At 65.3% G+C, this 14,026-nt stretch carries 12 protein-coding genes; 5 read left to right on the top strand and 7 right to left on the bottom strand.

Going from position 1 to position 14,026, the window contains the following annotated elements; translation table 11 throughout:
• Window positions 1-47: 47 nt before the first annotated feature.
• Window positions 48-896, top strand: a complete 849-nt coding sequence (locus IF690_RS19220; RefSeq protein WP_202696954.1) for a DUF2242 domain-containing protein — start codon at window positions 48-50, stop codon at window positions 894-896.
• Window positions 897-1,243: 347 nt separating this feature from the next.
• Here the strand turns inward: IF690_RS19220 and IF690_RS19215 are convergent, their stop codons facing one another.
• Both IF690_RS19215 and IF690_RS19210 read right to left on the bottom strand, forming a co-directional pair.
• Window positions 1,244-2,281 carry an AraC family transcriptional regulator gene (locus IF690_RS19215; protein ID WP_202696953.1) on the bottom strand — a complete coding sequence of 346 codons (1,038 nt, stop codon included), beginning with the start codon at window positions 2,279-2,281 and terminating at the stop codon, window positions 1,244-1,246.
• Window positions 2,282-2,285: 4 nt separating this feature from the next.
• Complete coding sequence (locus IF690_RS19210; protein WP_202696952.1) at window positions 2,286-3,416, bottom strand: carbon-nitrogen hydrolase family protein; 1,131 nt, start codon at window positions 3,414-3,416, stop codon at window positions 2,286-2,288.
• A gap of 211 nt (window positions 3,417-3,627) precedes the next feature.
• On the opposite strand from IF690_RS19210, the gene IF690_RS19205 reads away from it, so the two are divergent.
• Both IF690_RS19205 and IF690_RS19200 read left to right on the top strand, forming a co-directional pair.
• A complete protein-coding gene (locus IF690_RS19205; RefSeq protein ID WP_202696951.1) occupies window positions 3,628-5,667 on the top strand; it encodes an NADPH-dependent 2,4-dienoyl-CoA reductase in 2,040 nt (679 codons plus the stop codon).
• A 166-nt stretch (window positions 5,668-5,833) separates the two neighbouring features.
• Window positions 5,834-6,766: a 1-aminocyclopropane-1-carboxylate deaminase/D-cysteine desulfhydrase gene (locus IF690_RS19200; RefSeq protein ID WP_202696950.1), complete on the top strand. Its 933-nt coding sequence runs from the start codon at window positions 5,834-5,836 to the stop codon at window positions 6,764-6,766.
• On the opposite strand, the gene IF690_RS19195 is transcribed toward IF690_RS19200, so the two are convergent.
• From IF690_RS19195 to IF690_RS19185, 3 genes are all read right to left on the bottom strand, one after another.
• Entirely contained in the window at window positions 6,763-7,311 is a 549-nt protein-coding gene (locus IF690_RS19195; RefSeq protein WP_202696949.1) for a cytochrome b, read from the bottom strand. The genes IF690_RS19200 and IF690_RS19195 overlap by 4 nt on opposite strands.
• A gap of 171 nt (window positions 7,312-7,482) precedes the next feature.
• Window positions 7,483-8,310: a phosphonoacetaldehyde hydrolase gene (gene phnX, locus IF690_RS19190; RefSeq protein ID WP_202696948.1), complete on the bottom strand. Its 828-nt coding sequence runs from the start codon at window positions 8,308-8,310 to the stop codon at window positions 7,483-7,485.
• Between the two features lie 106 nt (window positions 8,311-8,416).
• The gene (locus IF690_RS19185; protein ID WP_202696947.1) at window positions 8,417-9,526 is read right to left on the bottom strand and encodes a 2-aminoethylphosphonate--pyruvate transaminase; all 1,110 of its coding nucleotides are present in this window, start codon (window positions 9,524-9,526) and stop codon (window positions 8,417-8,419) included.
• Window positions 9,527-9,654: 128 nt separating this feature from the next.
• Between IF690_RS19185 and IF690_RS19180 the strand changes: the two genes are divergently transcribed.
• Together IF690_RS19180 and IF690_RS19175 are read left to right on the top strand one after the other, a co-directional pair.
• A complete protein-coding gene (locus IF690_RS19180) occupies window positions 9,655-10,518 on the top strand; it encodes a LysR substrate-binding domain-containing protein (protein ID WP_202696946.1) in 864 nt (287 codons plus the stop codon).
• 118 nt (window positions 10,519-10,636) lie between these two features.
• A complete protein-coding gene (locus IF690_RS19175; protein ID WP_023964318.1) occupies window positions 10,637-11,341 on the top strand; it encodes a YebC/PmpR family DNA-binding transcriptional regulator in 705 nt (234 codons plus the stop codon).
• Between the two features lie 121 nt (window positions 11,342-11,462).
• Here the strand turns inward: IF690_RS19175 and IF690_RS19170 are convergent, their stop codons facing one another.
• Entirely contained in the window at window positions 11,463-12,776 is a 1,314-nt protein-coding gene (locus IF690_RS19170; RefSeq protein WP_202696945.1) for a leucine-rich repeat-containing protein kinase family protein, read from the bottom strand.
• 93 nt (window positions 12,777-12,869) lie between these two features.
• Entirely contained in the window at window positions 12,870-14,015 is a 1,146-nt protein-coding gene (gene zapE / locus IF690_RS19165) for a cell division protein ZapE (RefSeq protein WP_202701571.1), read from the bottom strand.
• Between the last annotated feature and the right edge of the window lie 11 nt (window positions 14,016-14,026).

The following is a 14,026-nucleotide window of genomic DNA, read 5'->3' as shown; positions in this document are numbered from 1 at the left end:
CGAACTGTTGCACAATACGCCCCGGACCGTTTTCCTCAGGATTTTCGATGCATAGATCATTTCACCTGCGTGCCGCCGGGTTGACGCTGCTGCTGGCGGCCGTCGCCGGTTGTTCGTCGCAGAAGACCGCCATTTACGAGCATGAAAACTTCGATGACTCCGGCACCTTTTCGCGCAATTACCCGGTGAGTGACACGGCGTCCTGCGAGGCCGCTCGTCGCGCCTTGCTCAGCCAGGGCTACATCATCACCAGCAGCGATCCGAAACTGGTCAGTGGCCACAAGAGCTTCCAGCAGACGGGCGAAACCCACATGGAGATCAGCTTCAGCGTGGTCTGCGCCCAGGACGGCAGCACCAATCACCGCTCCACGGTGTTCGCCAACGCCCTGCAGGACCGTTATGCGCTGAAGAAGGTCAACAACTCGGCGAGCCTGGGGGTGGGTGTGCTGGGCTCGGTGTCGATGCCGATCGGCTCGACCGACGACTCGATGGTCAAGGTCGCCAGCGAGACGGTTTCCTCGGCGAAGTTCTACGAGCGTTATTTCGCCCTGGTGGAGCTGTTCCTGCCACAGGAAGCGAAAAAGGCCGCGCATATCATCGAGAAACCGAAGACCGATCTGGGTGTGCCCGAACCCAAGCCCGCCGAGCCTGCCGCAGCGCCAGCCCCGGCACCCGTCGCGCCGCCTGCTGTACCGGCTGCCGAGCCGACCCCGGCCACTCCGTTCGTTGCACCACCTGCCTCGAACCTCTCGGAACCGTTAGCGCCCCCTGCGGAAGCGGCGCCCATCGCACCGGGCACATCCGCCGAGCCTGCGCCGTCCAGCGAAAGCGTGACCCCGCCTCCTGCCAGCACCTTGCCGGCCCCGTCAGAGCCGATTCCGGCGCTGCCACAATAGGTATCTGCGGATAGCCGGGAGATCGACCCAGGTGGTGTCGATCCCACGGTTGCCGAGCCTCTCTGAAGATTTCTTTGCCAGCTCGCAGGTAAATCCATTGCCCGCTGCTACGTTCCATTTGAAGGACGGAGATTGCGCGCAGAATTTTTTCTGTCACACCGGCACTTTATGCTGGTGGCCAAGTCAGTAAGAAGACTACTCAGCAAGCAGGTTACCTACACCCCACACACAAGGAGTCCGCCATGGACGAATACCAAGAAGAACTGCTGGAATTCCAGGCCTTTGAACTGGACCCGCTGGAACCCGCAGAAGACGCCACCGAGCTGTAACGCCGGTGGCGTTTTTTTTCAGGCGGACTGCCGGTGGCTGCGACGAAACTCCCCCGGTGTCTGGCCGCTCCAGCGCTTGAAGGCGCGTTGAAAGGCCTCGGCTGAGGCAAATCCCAACAGATAGGCAATTTCCCCGAAGGCCAGTTCGGTATCGCGAATGTAGGTCATGGCCAGATCGCGGCGGGTGTCGTTGAGAATGGCGCGAAACTGCGTCCCTTCCTCGGCGAGTTTGCGGCGCAGGGTCCAGGTTGGCAGCTTCAGGCGTGCCGCCACTTCTTCCAGGTCGGGCTCCCGGCCACCATTGAGCAAAGGCCCCAGCAACTGAGTGATGCGTTCACGCAGGCTGCGGGTGCGGGTCAGTTGCTCCAGTTCCCGTTCACAGAGTTGCAGCAGATGGCGCCAGGTACTGGGGCAGTGTTCGACATTGCGCTGGGCCAGGGTGGCCTGGCTCAGGCGCAGCTGATTGTGCTCGGCGCCGAACAGGATCGGGCAATCCCCCAGGCTGTTGTAACGTTCGCGGTAGTCGGTCTGGGCAAACTCGATCTCGATGCGTTCGGCCTTGACCGGCGAGCCGAGGCTGCCCAGTTGCTGGAGCCAGCCGGCCAGGATCGAATCCACCACGAAGCGGTTGTAGGCGTTGTAGGGGCTGATGGAATAGAAGCGCAGCCAGGCGCCGTCGGCGTCTTCATGGAAGCTCGACTGGCCGCGATAGTTCGAGCCGTACAGGGCTTCGAAGCGGGTCAGGCAGCGCGCGGCCTCGCGTACGGTCGGCGCCTGGGCGGCGGTGACGCCCGCCAGCCCGGCCTGGCTCAGGCGGCTGAGCTGGCCCATGCGCAGCCCCAGCGCCGGATCGCCGGTCAGTTGAATTGCCGCGTGGCCCAGGCGCATGTAACGGGGAATCGACAACCGCGCCCCGGCCTCGGCCAGGCGCGCGGCATCCAGTCCGTATTGTTCCAGTAGCGGCTGCGGGTCGAGGCCATGGCTGCGCACGGCGTCGGCCAGGCTATGGACGAAGCCCACCGACAAGTCTCCGAGGCGCATCGGCTGGGGCTTCATGGATTTACAACCAGATATTCAACAAGCGCGCGCCACGGGCATCGCCATCGGCGAAATGCTCGCCGTTGCTGTTGATGAAGCTTTGCCCGGCGCTGCCCTGATCCCAGAACTGGCCGCGCAGAAACACGCTGACGCCGGCGCTGGCCAGGCTGCTGGGCGCGCGGCTGGTCAGGGTCAGGCGGCGCCAGGCTTCGCCTTCGCTGACTTCTTCAGGCTTGAGGCTGACCTCGCTCGGGGTCGAGAGGTTCTTGTCGCCGCGCCATGGCCTGTCCCAGGCGCCACGGCCCATGACGAAGGCCGGGACCGCCACCAGTTGCGCGCCCTGGGCGTTGAGCTTGCGGTAGTTGTCCGGGTACCAGCTGTCGCTGCCGATCAGCACGCCCAGGCGGCCGGCAGGGGTGTCGATGACCTGGACAGCCTGGTCGGCGCTGGCCTGGATAAAGCCGCGCTCGTCGAAGGTCGGGTACAGCTGGCGTTGCGGCTGGCCAATCGGCAGGCCATCGCTGCCGAAGACCAGGGTGGTGTTGTACAGCGCGCCGCTGCCGATGCGCAGGTTGCTGCCTTCGATCACCGGTTCCGGCAGGACAATGGAGCCCGCCACCAGGGTGATGCCAAATTCCTTGGCCAGGCCGCCGAACAGCCGCTGGTACTGCTCGGCCATGCTCCTGGCCTTCATCCGCAGGTGCGCGTCGTTCAGGCGATTGTCACCCTTGGCGGTGATCAGGGCGCGCAGGAAGGGCAGGGGGTTGCTCACCGCCAGCCAGTTCATCGCCTCCTTCAGGCTGGCGGCCTGGTACAGCTCGTTTTTCTCGCCGCTGACCATCAGCCAGGTGCCGATGTGCTCTGGCAGCACCACCACGGTCTTTTCGTTCAGCAACCCCTGGTCCCGGGCCTGTTGCAGGTAGGCCGCGAGCTTGCGGTGCAGGCGCTCGGGGCTCTGGTAATCGGTGGGGAACAGTTCGGGCTGGATGCCCAGCAGGTTGCCGTGGTCGGCGGGGGTGCCCTGGTCCACCGCGAGCTGGATGCGCAGGTCGGACAGGTAATGACCGATCGGCCGCTCGCGGGTCCACAGGGTGTAGCTGGTCAGGGCGGCAATCAGGGCCAGGGTGAAGGTGAAATAAAGAAGTTTGCGCATGGGAAGACAGTCGGCAGCCGTGTGCGGGATTCGCTGACTAGGGTAGGGCCCATGTCCGCGATTGCCAAGGGCGGGCTGCGCATTTGGATCAATAAGTTGTCAGTTACGGTCATTGAGCGCCTTGGGGGCTGCTCTTAGTCTGTCGAACATGACCGACGGGAGCCGCAGAGCTTCCGCATTTTTTCCGTGATCGTTCGATGTGGAGTTACCGATGGCCGCCGCTCACTACCCGCATTTGCTGGCCCCGCTGGACCTGGGCTTTACCACCCTGCGCAACCGCACCCTGATGGGCTCGATGCACACCGGCCTGGAAGAAAAGCCCAGCGGTTTCGAACGCATGGCCGCCTACTTCGCCGAGCGGGCCCGCGGTGGCGTGGGCCTGATGGTGACGGGCGGCATCGGCCCCAACGACGAAGGCGGCGTGTACTCCGGCGCGGCCAAGCTGACCACCGAGGAAGAAGCGCTCAAGCACCGTATCGTCACGCGCGCGGTCCACGAGGCGGGCGGCAAGATCTGCATGCAGATCCTCCATGCCGGGCGTTATGCCTACAGCCCGAAACAGGTGGCGCCGAGCGCGATCCAGGCGCCGATCAACCCGTTCAAGCCCAAGGAGCTGGACGAAGAGGGCATCGAGAAGCAGATCCGCGACTTCGTTACCTGCTCCACCCTGGCACAGCAGGCCGAGTACGACGGCGTCGAGATCATGGGGTCCGAGGGCTACTTCATTAACCAGTTCCTCGCCGCGCACACCAACCACCGTACCGACCGCTGGGGCGGCAGTTACGAAAACCGCATGCGCCTGCCGGTGGAAATCGTCCGCCGCGTGCGCCAAGCGGTAGGTCCGAACTTCATCATCATCTTCCGCCTGTCGATGCTCGACCTGGTGGAAGGCGGCAGCACCTGGGAAGAAATCGTGCAACTGGCCAAGGCCATCGAGCAGGCCGGCGCGACCCTCATCAACACCGGTATCGGCTGGCACGAAGCGCGGATCCCGACCATCGCCACCAAGGTGCCGCGTGCCGCCTTCAGCAAGGTCACGGCCAAGCTGCGCGGGGAGGTAGGAATCCCGCTGATCACCACCAACCGTATCAACACCCCGGAAGTGGCCGAGCAGATTCTCGCCGAAGGCGACGCCGACATGGTCTCCATGGCGCGGCCGTTCCTCGCCGACCCGGAGTTCGTCAACAAGGCGGCCGCGGGGCGTGGCGATGAAATCAACACCTGCATCGGCTGCAACCAGGCCTGCCTGGACCACACCTTCGGCGGCAAGCTCACCAGTTGCCTGGTCAACCCGCGGGCCTGCTACGAAACCGAGCTCAACTACCTGCCGGTGCAGCAGATCAAGAAGATCGCCGTGGTCGGCGCCGGCCCGGCCGGGCTGTCCGCCGCGACCGTGGCGGCCGAGCGCGGCCATCAGGTGACGCTGTTCGATTCGGCCAGCGAAATCGGCGGCCAGTTCAATGTCGCCAAACGTGTGCCGGGCAAGGAGGAGTTCTTCGAGACCCTGCGCTACTTCAAGCGCAAGCTGCAGACCACCCACGTCGAGCTGTGCCTGAACCGCCGGGTCGATGTCGAGCAACTGGTGGCCGGCGGTTATGACGAAATCATCCTGGCCACCGGTATCGCCCCGCGCACGCCGGCGATCCCGGGCGTCGACCACGCCAAGGTCCTGAGCTACCTGGACGTGCTGCTGCAACGCAAGCCGGTGGGCCAGACAGTGGCGGTGATCGGGGCCGGCGGCATCGGCTTCGACGTTTCCGAATTCCTCGTGCATCAGGGCGTGGCCACCAGCCAGGACCGTGAGGCGTTCTGGAAGGAATGGGGCATCGACACGCACCTGGAGGCCCGTGGCGGTGTCGCTGGCATCAAGCCCGAGCGTCATGCCCCGGCGCGCCAGGTGTTCCTGTTGCAGCGCAAGACCTCCAAGGTCGGCGACGGCCTGGGCAAGACCACCGGCTGGATTCACCGCACCGGCCTGAAGAACAAGCAGGTGCAGATGCTCAACAGCGTCGAGTACCTGAAGATCGACGACACCGGCTTGCATATCCGCATCGGCGAGAGCGGCGAGCCGCAGGTATTGCCGGTGGACAATATCGTGATCTGCGCCGGCCAGGACCCGCTGCGCGAACTGCACGAAGGCCTGGTGGCCGCCGGGCAGAACGTGCACCTGATCGGTGGCGCCGACGTGGCCGCCGAGCTGGACGCCAAGCGCGCGATCAACCAGGGCTCGCGTTTGGCTGCGGAACTCTGATCCACCGGTAATCGAGGCCACCGCGATTCTGCGAAGAGTCCGGTGGCTTTTTTATGCCTGTTCCGACTTGCCGCGATAGGTCCCCTGAGGCTGGTAGACTTCCCGCCTTGACCATCCAGAACCCGCCCGCGATGCATTGCCTTCCCGCTGTCGTTCCAGCCCGCCCATGAGCCTCGGACCTTTCCACTGGCTGCCGAGCGCGCCCCTGCAACCCCTGTCCCTCGACTGGCTGTCCCGCGCCGGGGTGGAGGTGGCGGTCCTGCGCCTGGACCAGATCGACCCGCTGATCTGCGGCAACAAGTGGTTCAAGCTCGCCCCGCATCTGGCGGCGGCTGGCGCAGCCGGTGCCCGGGGCATCATCAGCCTGGGCGGCGCTCACTCCAATCACCTGCATGCATTGGCGGCCGCCGGCAAACGTTTCGGTTTCGCCACCGTGGGGCTGCTGCGCGGCCATCCGCAGGACACGCCCACGGTGCTCGACCTGCAAGGCTTCGGCATGCACCTGCACTGGCTGGGTTATGGCGGTTACCGGGCGCGGCATGAGCCAGGGTTCTGGCAGCCCTGGCAGGCGCAGTACCCCGGGCTGTTCCCGGTGGCGGAGGGCGGTGGCGGCCTGCTTGGGGCGACCGGCTGCATGCCGCTGGTGAACCAGGTGCGCAGCCAGTTGAATGCCCTGGGCTGGGATGACTATCACGGCTGGTGGCTGGCCGCCGGCACCGGCACCACCCTGGCCGGGCTGGTGCTGGGGGAGGCCGGCGCGCACCCGGTGTATGGCGCCCTGGCGGTGCCGGACGATCACGGTGTCGCGCGACAGGTGGTGGCGATTGTGCGGGAGGCGGGGCAGCAGGCTACGGGTTATGAACTGCTCGACAGCAGTCGCGGCGGTTTCGCCAAGGTCGACCCGCTGCTGCTGGCGTTTATCGAGGAGACCGAGCGACACAGCGGCATCCCCCTGGAGCCGCTGTACACCGGCAAGGCCTTGCTGGCCCTCAAGCAACAGGTGGAGGCCGGGCGGTTTGCCGCCGGCAGCCGCCTGGTCTTCGTGCACACCGGCGGCTTGCAGGGCCGCCGCGGTTTCGCCGCGCCGGCGCAGCCTTAGCCGCGCTTGGGCAGCATGCGTTGCAGGGTGTTGTCGCGCATGAAGTAGTGGTGGTAAAGCCCGGCCACCGCATGCAGCCCGATCAGCCAGTAACCGACAGTGCCCAGCAGCCCGTGCCAGCCTTCGACCTGCTTGGCGAACTGTTTGTCTTCAGCCACCAGCAATGGCAAGTCGATGCCGTAGAACATCACCTGATGGCCTTCGGCGCTGGTGATCAGCCAGCCGAGGATCGGCATGGCGATCATGAATAGGTACAAGGCCCAGTGCATCAGCTTGGCCAGGAGCGTCTGCCAGCTCGGCGGCGTCGGCAGGATCTTCGGCGCCACCCCCAGGCTGCGGGCCAGCAGGCGCAGCCAGACCAGTACGAACACGGTCAGGCCGAGCATGAAGTGCGCTTCCTTGATCAGCGTCCGGCCGCCGCTGCCCTTGGGGAAAATGCCGCGTAATTCGATGCAGGCGTAGACCGCGATCAACAACACCAGCATCAGCCAATGCAATGCAATCGACACCGTGCTGTAACGGTTGTCGGAGTTCTTCCAGGGCATAGATCCTTCCTCGTTCATCAGGTCAGTAGCCTCCGTTCTTAACGACGGAGTGCTGTAACTGTAATCCTGTTTGCGAGGCTCTGCCCGGGGCAAATACGCGGTTTGCGCGAGTGCCGGTAAAAAGACGGCAGCTCCATGTCGGGCTGCCGTTCGGGGGAGGCCAATGGCCGATCAACTGCTTTGTGGCATCTCGCCGTTGGCCAGGCGCTGGTTGATGTCGGCGATCACCTGCGGCAAATCGCTGATGGTGTCGATCATGTAGTGCGGGCGCGAACCCTCGAATAGCGCGTGGATGCGCTGGCGCTCGCCGGCCAGGGTGTCGCTGCCGAGGGCGCGATAAGCCTCGTAGGTCAGGCCCAGGGCGTTGCCGGAGCAGATCAGGGCCACGGTCCACATGCCGGCGCGGCGGCCTTCGAGAATGCCCGGCACGGTGTCGTCGATCTTCACGCAGGCGGCGACATCGGCGATCCCCAGGGCGATTACGTTGGCCAGGGCCTGGGCCGGCCAAGGGCGACCGTTCGGCACTTCATCGGTGGCCACCACATGGTCGGCGACGTAGCCATGGGTCGCCGCCAGTTCCACCACCTTGTCCATGACCTGCTTCGGGTAGCCGGAGCAGGAGCCGATCCTGATGCCTTGCCGGCGCAGGTTGGCGATGGTTTCCAGGGCGCCGGGAATCAGCGCCGAATGTTCGGCGATCTTGTCGATCTGCAGCGGCATGAAGCGCTGGTAGATGGCGGTGACATCGTCGTCGGTCGGGGTGCGGCCGAACACTTGGCGATAACGCTCGGCGACCTGCGGCAGGTCGCACAGGGCGCGGATGTGGTCCCACTTGCCCATGCCCATCGGGCCGCGGGCTTCTTCGATGGAGACCTGGACATCGAACTCGGCGAAAGCCTCGACGAAGATCTGGGTCGGCGCGAAGGAGCCGAAGTCGACCACGGTGCCGGCCCAGTCGAGGATGGCGGCTTGCAACTGGTTGGGGGTGTTGTAGTTCATGTCTGGAAAACCCGTGTAGGAGCGAGCTTGCTCGCGAAAAAAGTTGGGGGGCTGCACCGTCTGTATCGCGAGCAAGCTCGCTCCTACAGGGCGGTGGTTGTGGCAATCAGATATCCAGCACTTGCATTTCCCGCAGCACATCGGCGATGGCCTGGACCGCGGCGCGCATCCCGGCCGGGTCGACATGGCCGATGCAGCCGACGCGGAAGGTTTCAACCCGGGTCAGCTTGCCGGGGTAGAGGATGAAACCCTTGGCCTTGACCCGTTCGTAGAAGTCCTTGAACCGGTAGCGCGGATCGTTCGGCGCGTGGAAGGTGACGATGATCGGCGCCTGGATCGCTGCCGGCAGGAAGCTGCGCAGGCCCAGTTGCGTCATGCCGTCGAGCAGCGCCTGGCAGTTGGCGGCATACCGCTGGTGGCGTGCCGGCAGGCCGCCTTCTTCGTGGTATTGCAGCAGGGCTTCGTGCAGGGCTGCGACGACGTGGGTCGGCGGCGTGAAGCGCCATTGCCCGGTCTTGGTCATGTAGCTGTGCTGGTCGTGCAAGTCCATGGCCAGCGAGTGCGAATTGCCGGCGGCCGCAGCCAGGGCTTCCTTGCGGGCGAAGACGAAGCCCATGCCGGGGACGCCTTCCAGGCATTTGCCGGACGCGGCGATCAGCGCGTCGAACGGCACGTGCCGGGCATCGATCGGCAGCGCGCCGAAGGAGCTCATGGCGTCGATGATCAGGTGCTTGCCATGGTCGGCCACCACCTGGGCGATGTCCGGCAGCGGATTGAGGATGCCGGTGCTGGTTTCGCAATGGATCAACGCCACATGGCTGATGGCCGCATCGGCACGCAGCAGGCGATCGACGTCGGCGGCGGTGGTCGGCTGGTCCTCGGCGGTTTCGAAGGTGCTGAAATCGCGGCCCAGCACTTCGCAGATCTTTGCCAGGCGCTTGCCGTAGGCGCCGTTGATCAGCACCAGCACCTTGCCGCCCTGTGGCACCAGGGTGCCGATGGCGGCTTCCACGGCGAAGGTGCCGCTGCCTTGCAGGGGCACGCAGTGGTGGCTGGCGGCGCCGTTGACGATGACCAGCAATTGTTCGCAGACGCTGGCGGTCAGCTGGTTGAAGCGGTCATCCCATGAACCCCAGTCCAGCAGCATCGCCTGGCGGGTACGGGCCGAAGTGGTCAGGGGGCCGGGAGTGAGCAGGATGGGCGCGGCAGTACTCAATTCGGGTGTCCTCGCAAAAGCGTTACGGGATGCGCTTGGGATAAAAACTACGGGGTTTAAATTGCAGTTTGGCTCTCTATCAATCAAATTGTTTGTTGTTATGCCAGTCATAAGTGAGACCGATAGATATGAACCTGTTCCAACTGCGCGCGTTCGATGCCGTGGCCCGTGAAGGCAGCTTCACCCGGGCCGCTGCGCGGCTGTTCATCAGCCAGCCGGCGGTCACCGGGCATATCAAGGCGCTGGAGGAGAACTACCAGATCACCCTGCTGCGGCGTACCGCGCGCCGGGTCGAACTGACGGAAGAGGGCACCAGGCTGGCGGCGATCACCCGCGCCATGTTCGGCCTGGCCGAAGAGGCCCAGGCCATGCTCGAAGCCAACCGGCAACTGCTCACCGGGCGCCTGGAGGTGGCGGCGGACGGCCCGCACTTGGTGATGCCGATGCTCGCCAGCCTGCGCGAATGCTATCCGGGGATTACCGTCAACCTGCGCCTGGGCAATGCCCAGGAAACCCTGGCGGCGCTGCTTTCGGAGCACGCCGACGTGGCGGTGCTGACCGAGGTCGAACCGCGCAAGGGCCTGCACCTGCAAAGCCTTGGCCAGTCGCGGATCTGCGCGCTGGTGCCGCAGGGCCATCCATGGCTGGCCGAACCCGAGGGCGTGCGGCTGGAGCGCCTGGACCAGGTGATCATGGTCCTGCGCGAACCCGGCTCGATTACCCGCCGCACCTTTGATGCGGCCTGCGCCGAGGCCGGGGTCAACCCCAAGGTGCTGCTGGAACTGGACAGCCGCGAGGCGGTGACCGAGGCGGTGGCGGCGCAGTTGGGGGTGGGCGTGGTGTCGTCGCTGGAACTCAGCCCCGACCCTCGGGTGCGGGCGCTGCCGATCATCGGCGAGGGGCTGCTGAACCGGCACATGCTCGGCTGCCTGGAGCGGCGTCGGGAGTTGCGCTTGATCCAGGCCTTCCTGGAGCTGGCGCCCACGAGTTGATACCCGGCTACAGGTCGCGGATCTGACTTTTTGGTCGATTGGTGCCTTCAGGCCGTATAAACTTGCCCATCGCGTCGGCCAAATCCAACTCGACGCCACAGATCAAAGAGAGTGAGTAATGGGCGCACAGTGGAAGGTTAAACACAAAGAAGCAGCAGCCAACGCCAAGGGCAAGATCTTCGGCAAGCTGGTCAAAGAGATCACCATTGCTGCCCGCAACGGCGCTGACGTCGCCACCAACGCACACCTGCGTCTGGTGGTGGAGCAGGCGAAAAAGGCCTCGATGCCCCGCGAGACCCTGGAACGTGCGATCAAGAAAGGTTCGGGCCAGCTCGGCGAGATGGTGCAATACCACCGCGTGACCTACGAGGGTTTCGCGCCGCACCAGGTGCCGCTGATCGTCGAATGCGTGACTGACAACATCAACCGTACCGTCGCGGAAATCCGCGTGGCTTTCCGCAAGGGCCAGCTGGGCGCCTCCGGTTCGGTGTCCTGGGACTTCAACCATGTCGGCATGATCGAAGCCACCCCGGACAGCCCGGACGCCGATCCGGAACTGGCGGCCATCGAAGCCGGGGCCCAGGATTTCGAGCCGGGCGAAGAGGGCGCGACCCTGTTCCTGACCGAGCCTGCGGACCTTGACGCGGTGCAGAAAGCCCTGCCCGAGCAAGGCTTCACCGTGCTCTCGGCCAAGCTGGGCTACCAGCCGAAGAACCCGGTCAGCGGCCTGTCCGACGAGCAGATGGCGGAAGTCGAAGCCTTCCTCGAAGGCCTGGACAACCATGACGACGTGCAGGACATGTTCGTCGGCCTGGCGGGTTAAGCCCGGCCCTGGAAGTCGCGTTGTCTGAGCGCTCTTTTCGCGAGCAATCGAGCGTTGACCGGCTGCTCCTGCAGGGACTGCATAATCCCTGCAGGAGCGAGCTTGCTCGCGATGCTCTTGTTCAAATCCCCTGCAACACCTCTAGCACTTCAGCAAACCCCGGCCGCGCCAGCACCTGCGGCTGACAGCAGTCGCTGACCAGCGTTTGCAGGCGTTCATGCTGCCGCGGGCCCAGGCCCGACTCGATCCTTGCCAGCAACTCCTCCAGCAGAATGCCGAAGGCCCGTACTTCGATGCGTTGCAGTGCGCGGGTTTCCTCGGTGTCGGCCAGCGCATGGAAGGACGCCGCGCCAAAATCCCCCAGCAGGCACTCGCCCTCTGGGTTCCACAGAATGTTATGGCCGTACAGGTCGCCGTGGGTGATGCCCTGGTGGTGCAGGTGCGCGCCGACCGAGGCGATGCCACGGGCCATGCGCAAGGCCGTGTCGGCGCCGAACCGGGTGCTCTCGTCGTAGATGTCGCGGGTGCAGGAGGCCAGGCTCGGCAAGGCCGCCAGGTTGCGGTAGCTCGGCTCGATCAACTGCATCACCAGGCCGTTCTGCCCTTGGGGATGATCGCTGATCCGGCCTTCGACCCGGATCAGGTTCGGGTGGCGGCCGGCGCTGATGCAGGCATTCATTTCATGCAGTGGCGAGCCGTCGCTGGTCATGCTGCCCTTGTACAGCTTGACCGCCACCTCGCTTGGCGCTTGCCCGGGGCGCTGCCAGCGGGCCTGGTGAATCACCCCGGAGGCGCCTTCGCCCAGGCGCTGCTGCACATCCAGCTCGGCCCAGGGAATCTGCGCCACCGACTCCAGCGCCACCGCGTCGGCTTCGGATTCCAGCGGGTTGCCGGCATAGGCCAGCCAAGTCAGGCGTGGCAGGCCCAGCAGGAAGGCGGGCAATGCGCTGAGACGGTTGGCGGCGATGCGGATCAGCTCCAGTTGGTGGCATTGGCCGAGGCTCTGGGGCAGCCGGGTCAGGCGGTTGCCGGAGAGCATCAGCTTTTGCAGGTGCGGGCGCCGGCCCAGCTCGTCCGGCAGTTCCTCGATGCGGTTGTCGGTGAGGATCAGCCAGCGCAACAGCGGCGGCAGGGCGGCGGCGGGCACCCGCTCGATCTGGTTGGCCTTGAAGCCGACCATGCTCAGTCGTGCGCACTGGCCGACGCAGGCCGGCATTTGCGTGAAGCGGTTATCGGAGCAGAACAGCACCCGCAGGCGGGTCAGGCGGTGCAGGTCGTCCGGCAGGCTGCTCAGGGCGTTGCCGCTGAGGTTGAGGACTTCCAGCGAGTCCGCCAGGTCGAAGATTTCCCGGGGGAATTCGGTCAGCCCGCAAGACAGGTCCAGACGCTTGAGCCCGGCCAATTGGCCGGCCCGCAGTTGGGCAAGGGTATCCATGAACAGGTTCGACACTCAGGCAGGAGGAGGGCGCACGGCCCTGGAAATGGCCGCCATGATAGCGGCGTGGAACGGTGGGTGGCGACCGTCGGTTCAGCTCGGCGGCGTATCCGCGCTGATTTCCTGCAGCTGGCCCAGGCGGCTGCGGGTGCGCGCCAGGTCGATGGCGTTGCCGCCCAGGCTTTCGCGCAGGGAGCGTTCGCCGATCAGGGTCAGGTGCTTGTCCTGGTCGTACAGCACGTCGATCAGGTTGATAAAGCGTTGCTGCACGGCGATCGGGCATTCGCCCAGTTCGGGCAGTTCGTCGATGATCCAGTGGTCGAAACGCCGGCTCAGCTCCAGATAGTCCATGACCGCGGTCGGCTGTTCGCACAGGTCACTGAAGGCAAAACCCACGCTGTGCCGTTCGCACAGCCGTGCCTGGAGCTGGCGCGCGCCGACCATCAGTGGCGAGGTCGGGCTGTTGCGTGGTGGCAGGCCCAGGCTCAGGCGCTGCTGCTCACTGCCGGGCCACAGGTAACGGCCCTGGGTGAACACCTGCTGCGAATGGCTGCGGGGCTGGCTGCGATAGTCGTGGGGGCCGCCGACCTCCATCACCTGCATGCGGCTGGCGATCAGTTCGATCACCGGTTTGAAGCGCGCATGGTAGAGCGGGTTGGGCAGCAAGCCCTGGGGGGCGTAGTTGGACGTCACCAGCAGTAGGATGCCGCGCTGGAACAGGGCCTTGAACAGCCGCGTGATCAGCATCGCGTCGCCGATGTCGTGGACGTGGAACTCGTCGAAGCACAGCACACGGCAATGGCTGAGCAGTTCGTCGAGGGTGGCCTCCAGGGCGTCGGGCTGCTCGCGGTGACGGAACATGCCCTGATGCAGCTGGGCGAAGAAGTCGTGGAAGTGCAGGCGCTGTTTTTCCGCCAGCGGGATGGCGCGGAAGAAGCCGTCCAGCAGCCAGCTCTTGCCCCGTCCCACCGCGCCATAAAGATACAGGCTGCGGCTGGCGTTTGGCCTGGCGTCTGGCTGGAGCAGGGCGTTGGCCTGCTGGGCCATGTAGTCGATCACCCGCTGCTGGCTGTGGCTCAGGGTGTAGCCCTGGTCGTGGGCCTTGTGCCGGAAATACTCGTGAATCACTCGGCCGTGGCTGGTGTTGGCGGCGGGCCGGGCGAAGGCCTTGCCGAAGAACGCGCGCAGCCTGGGCCAGCGCGATGGGCGTAGCGAGCGGTTTGGCGGTAAAGCGGCCAATGGTGTCACCC

Origin of the sequence: Pseudomonas sp. SK3(2021) (assembly GCF_016772375.1) — a bacterium.
GTDB classification, from domain to species: Bacteria; Pseudomonadota; Gammaproteobacteria; order Pseudomonadales; family Pseudomonadaceae; genus Aquipseudomonas; species Aquipseudomonas chlororaphis_I.
The sequence above is the reverse complement of the archived record's forward strand: the minus strand, read 5'-3'. Positions and strand labels throughout refer to the sequence as shown.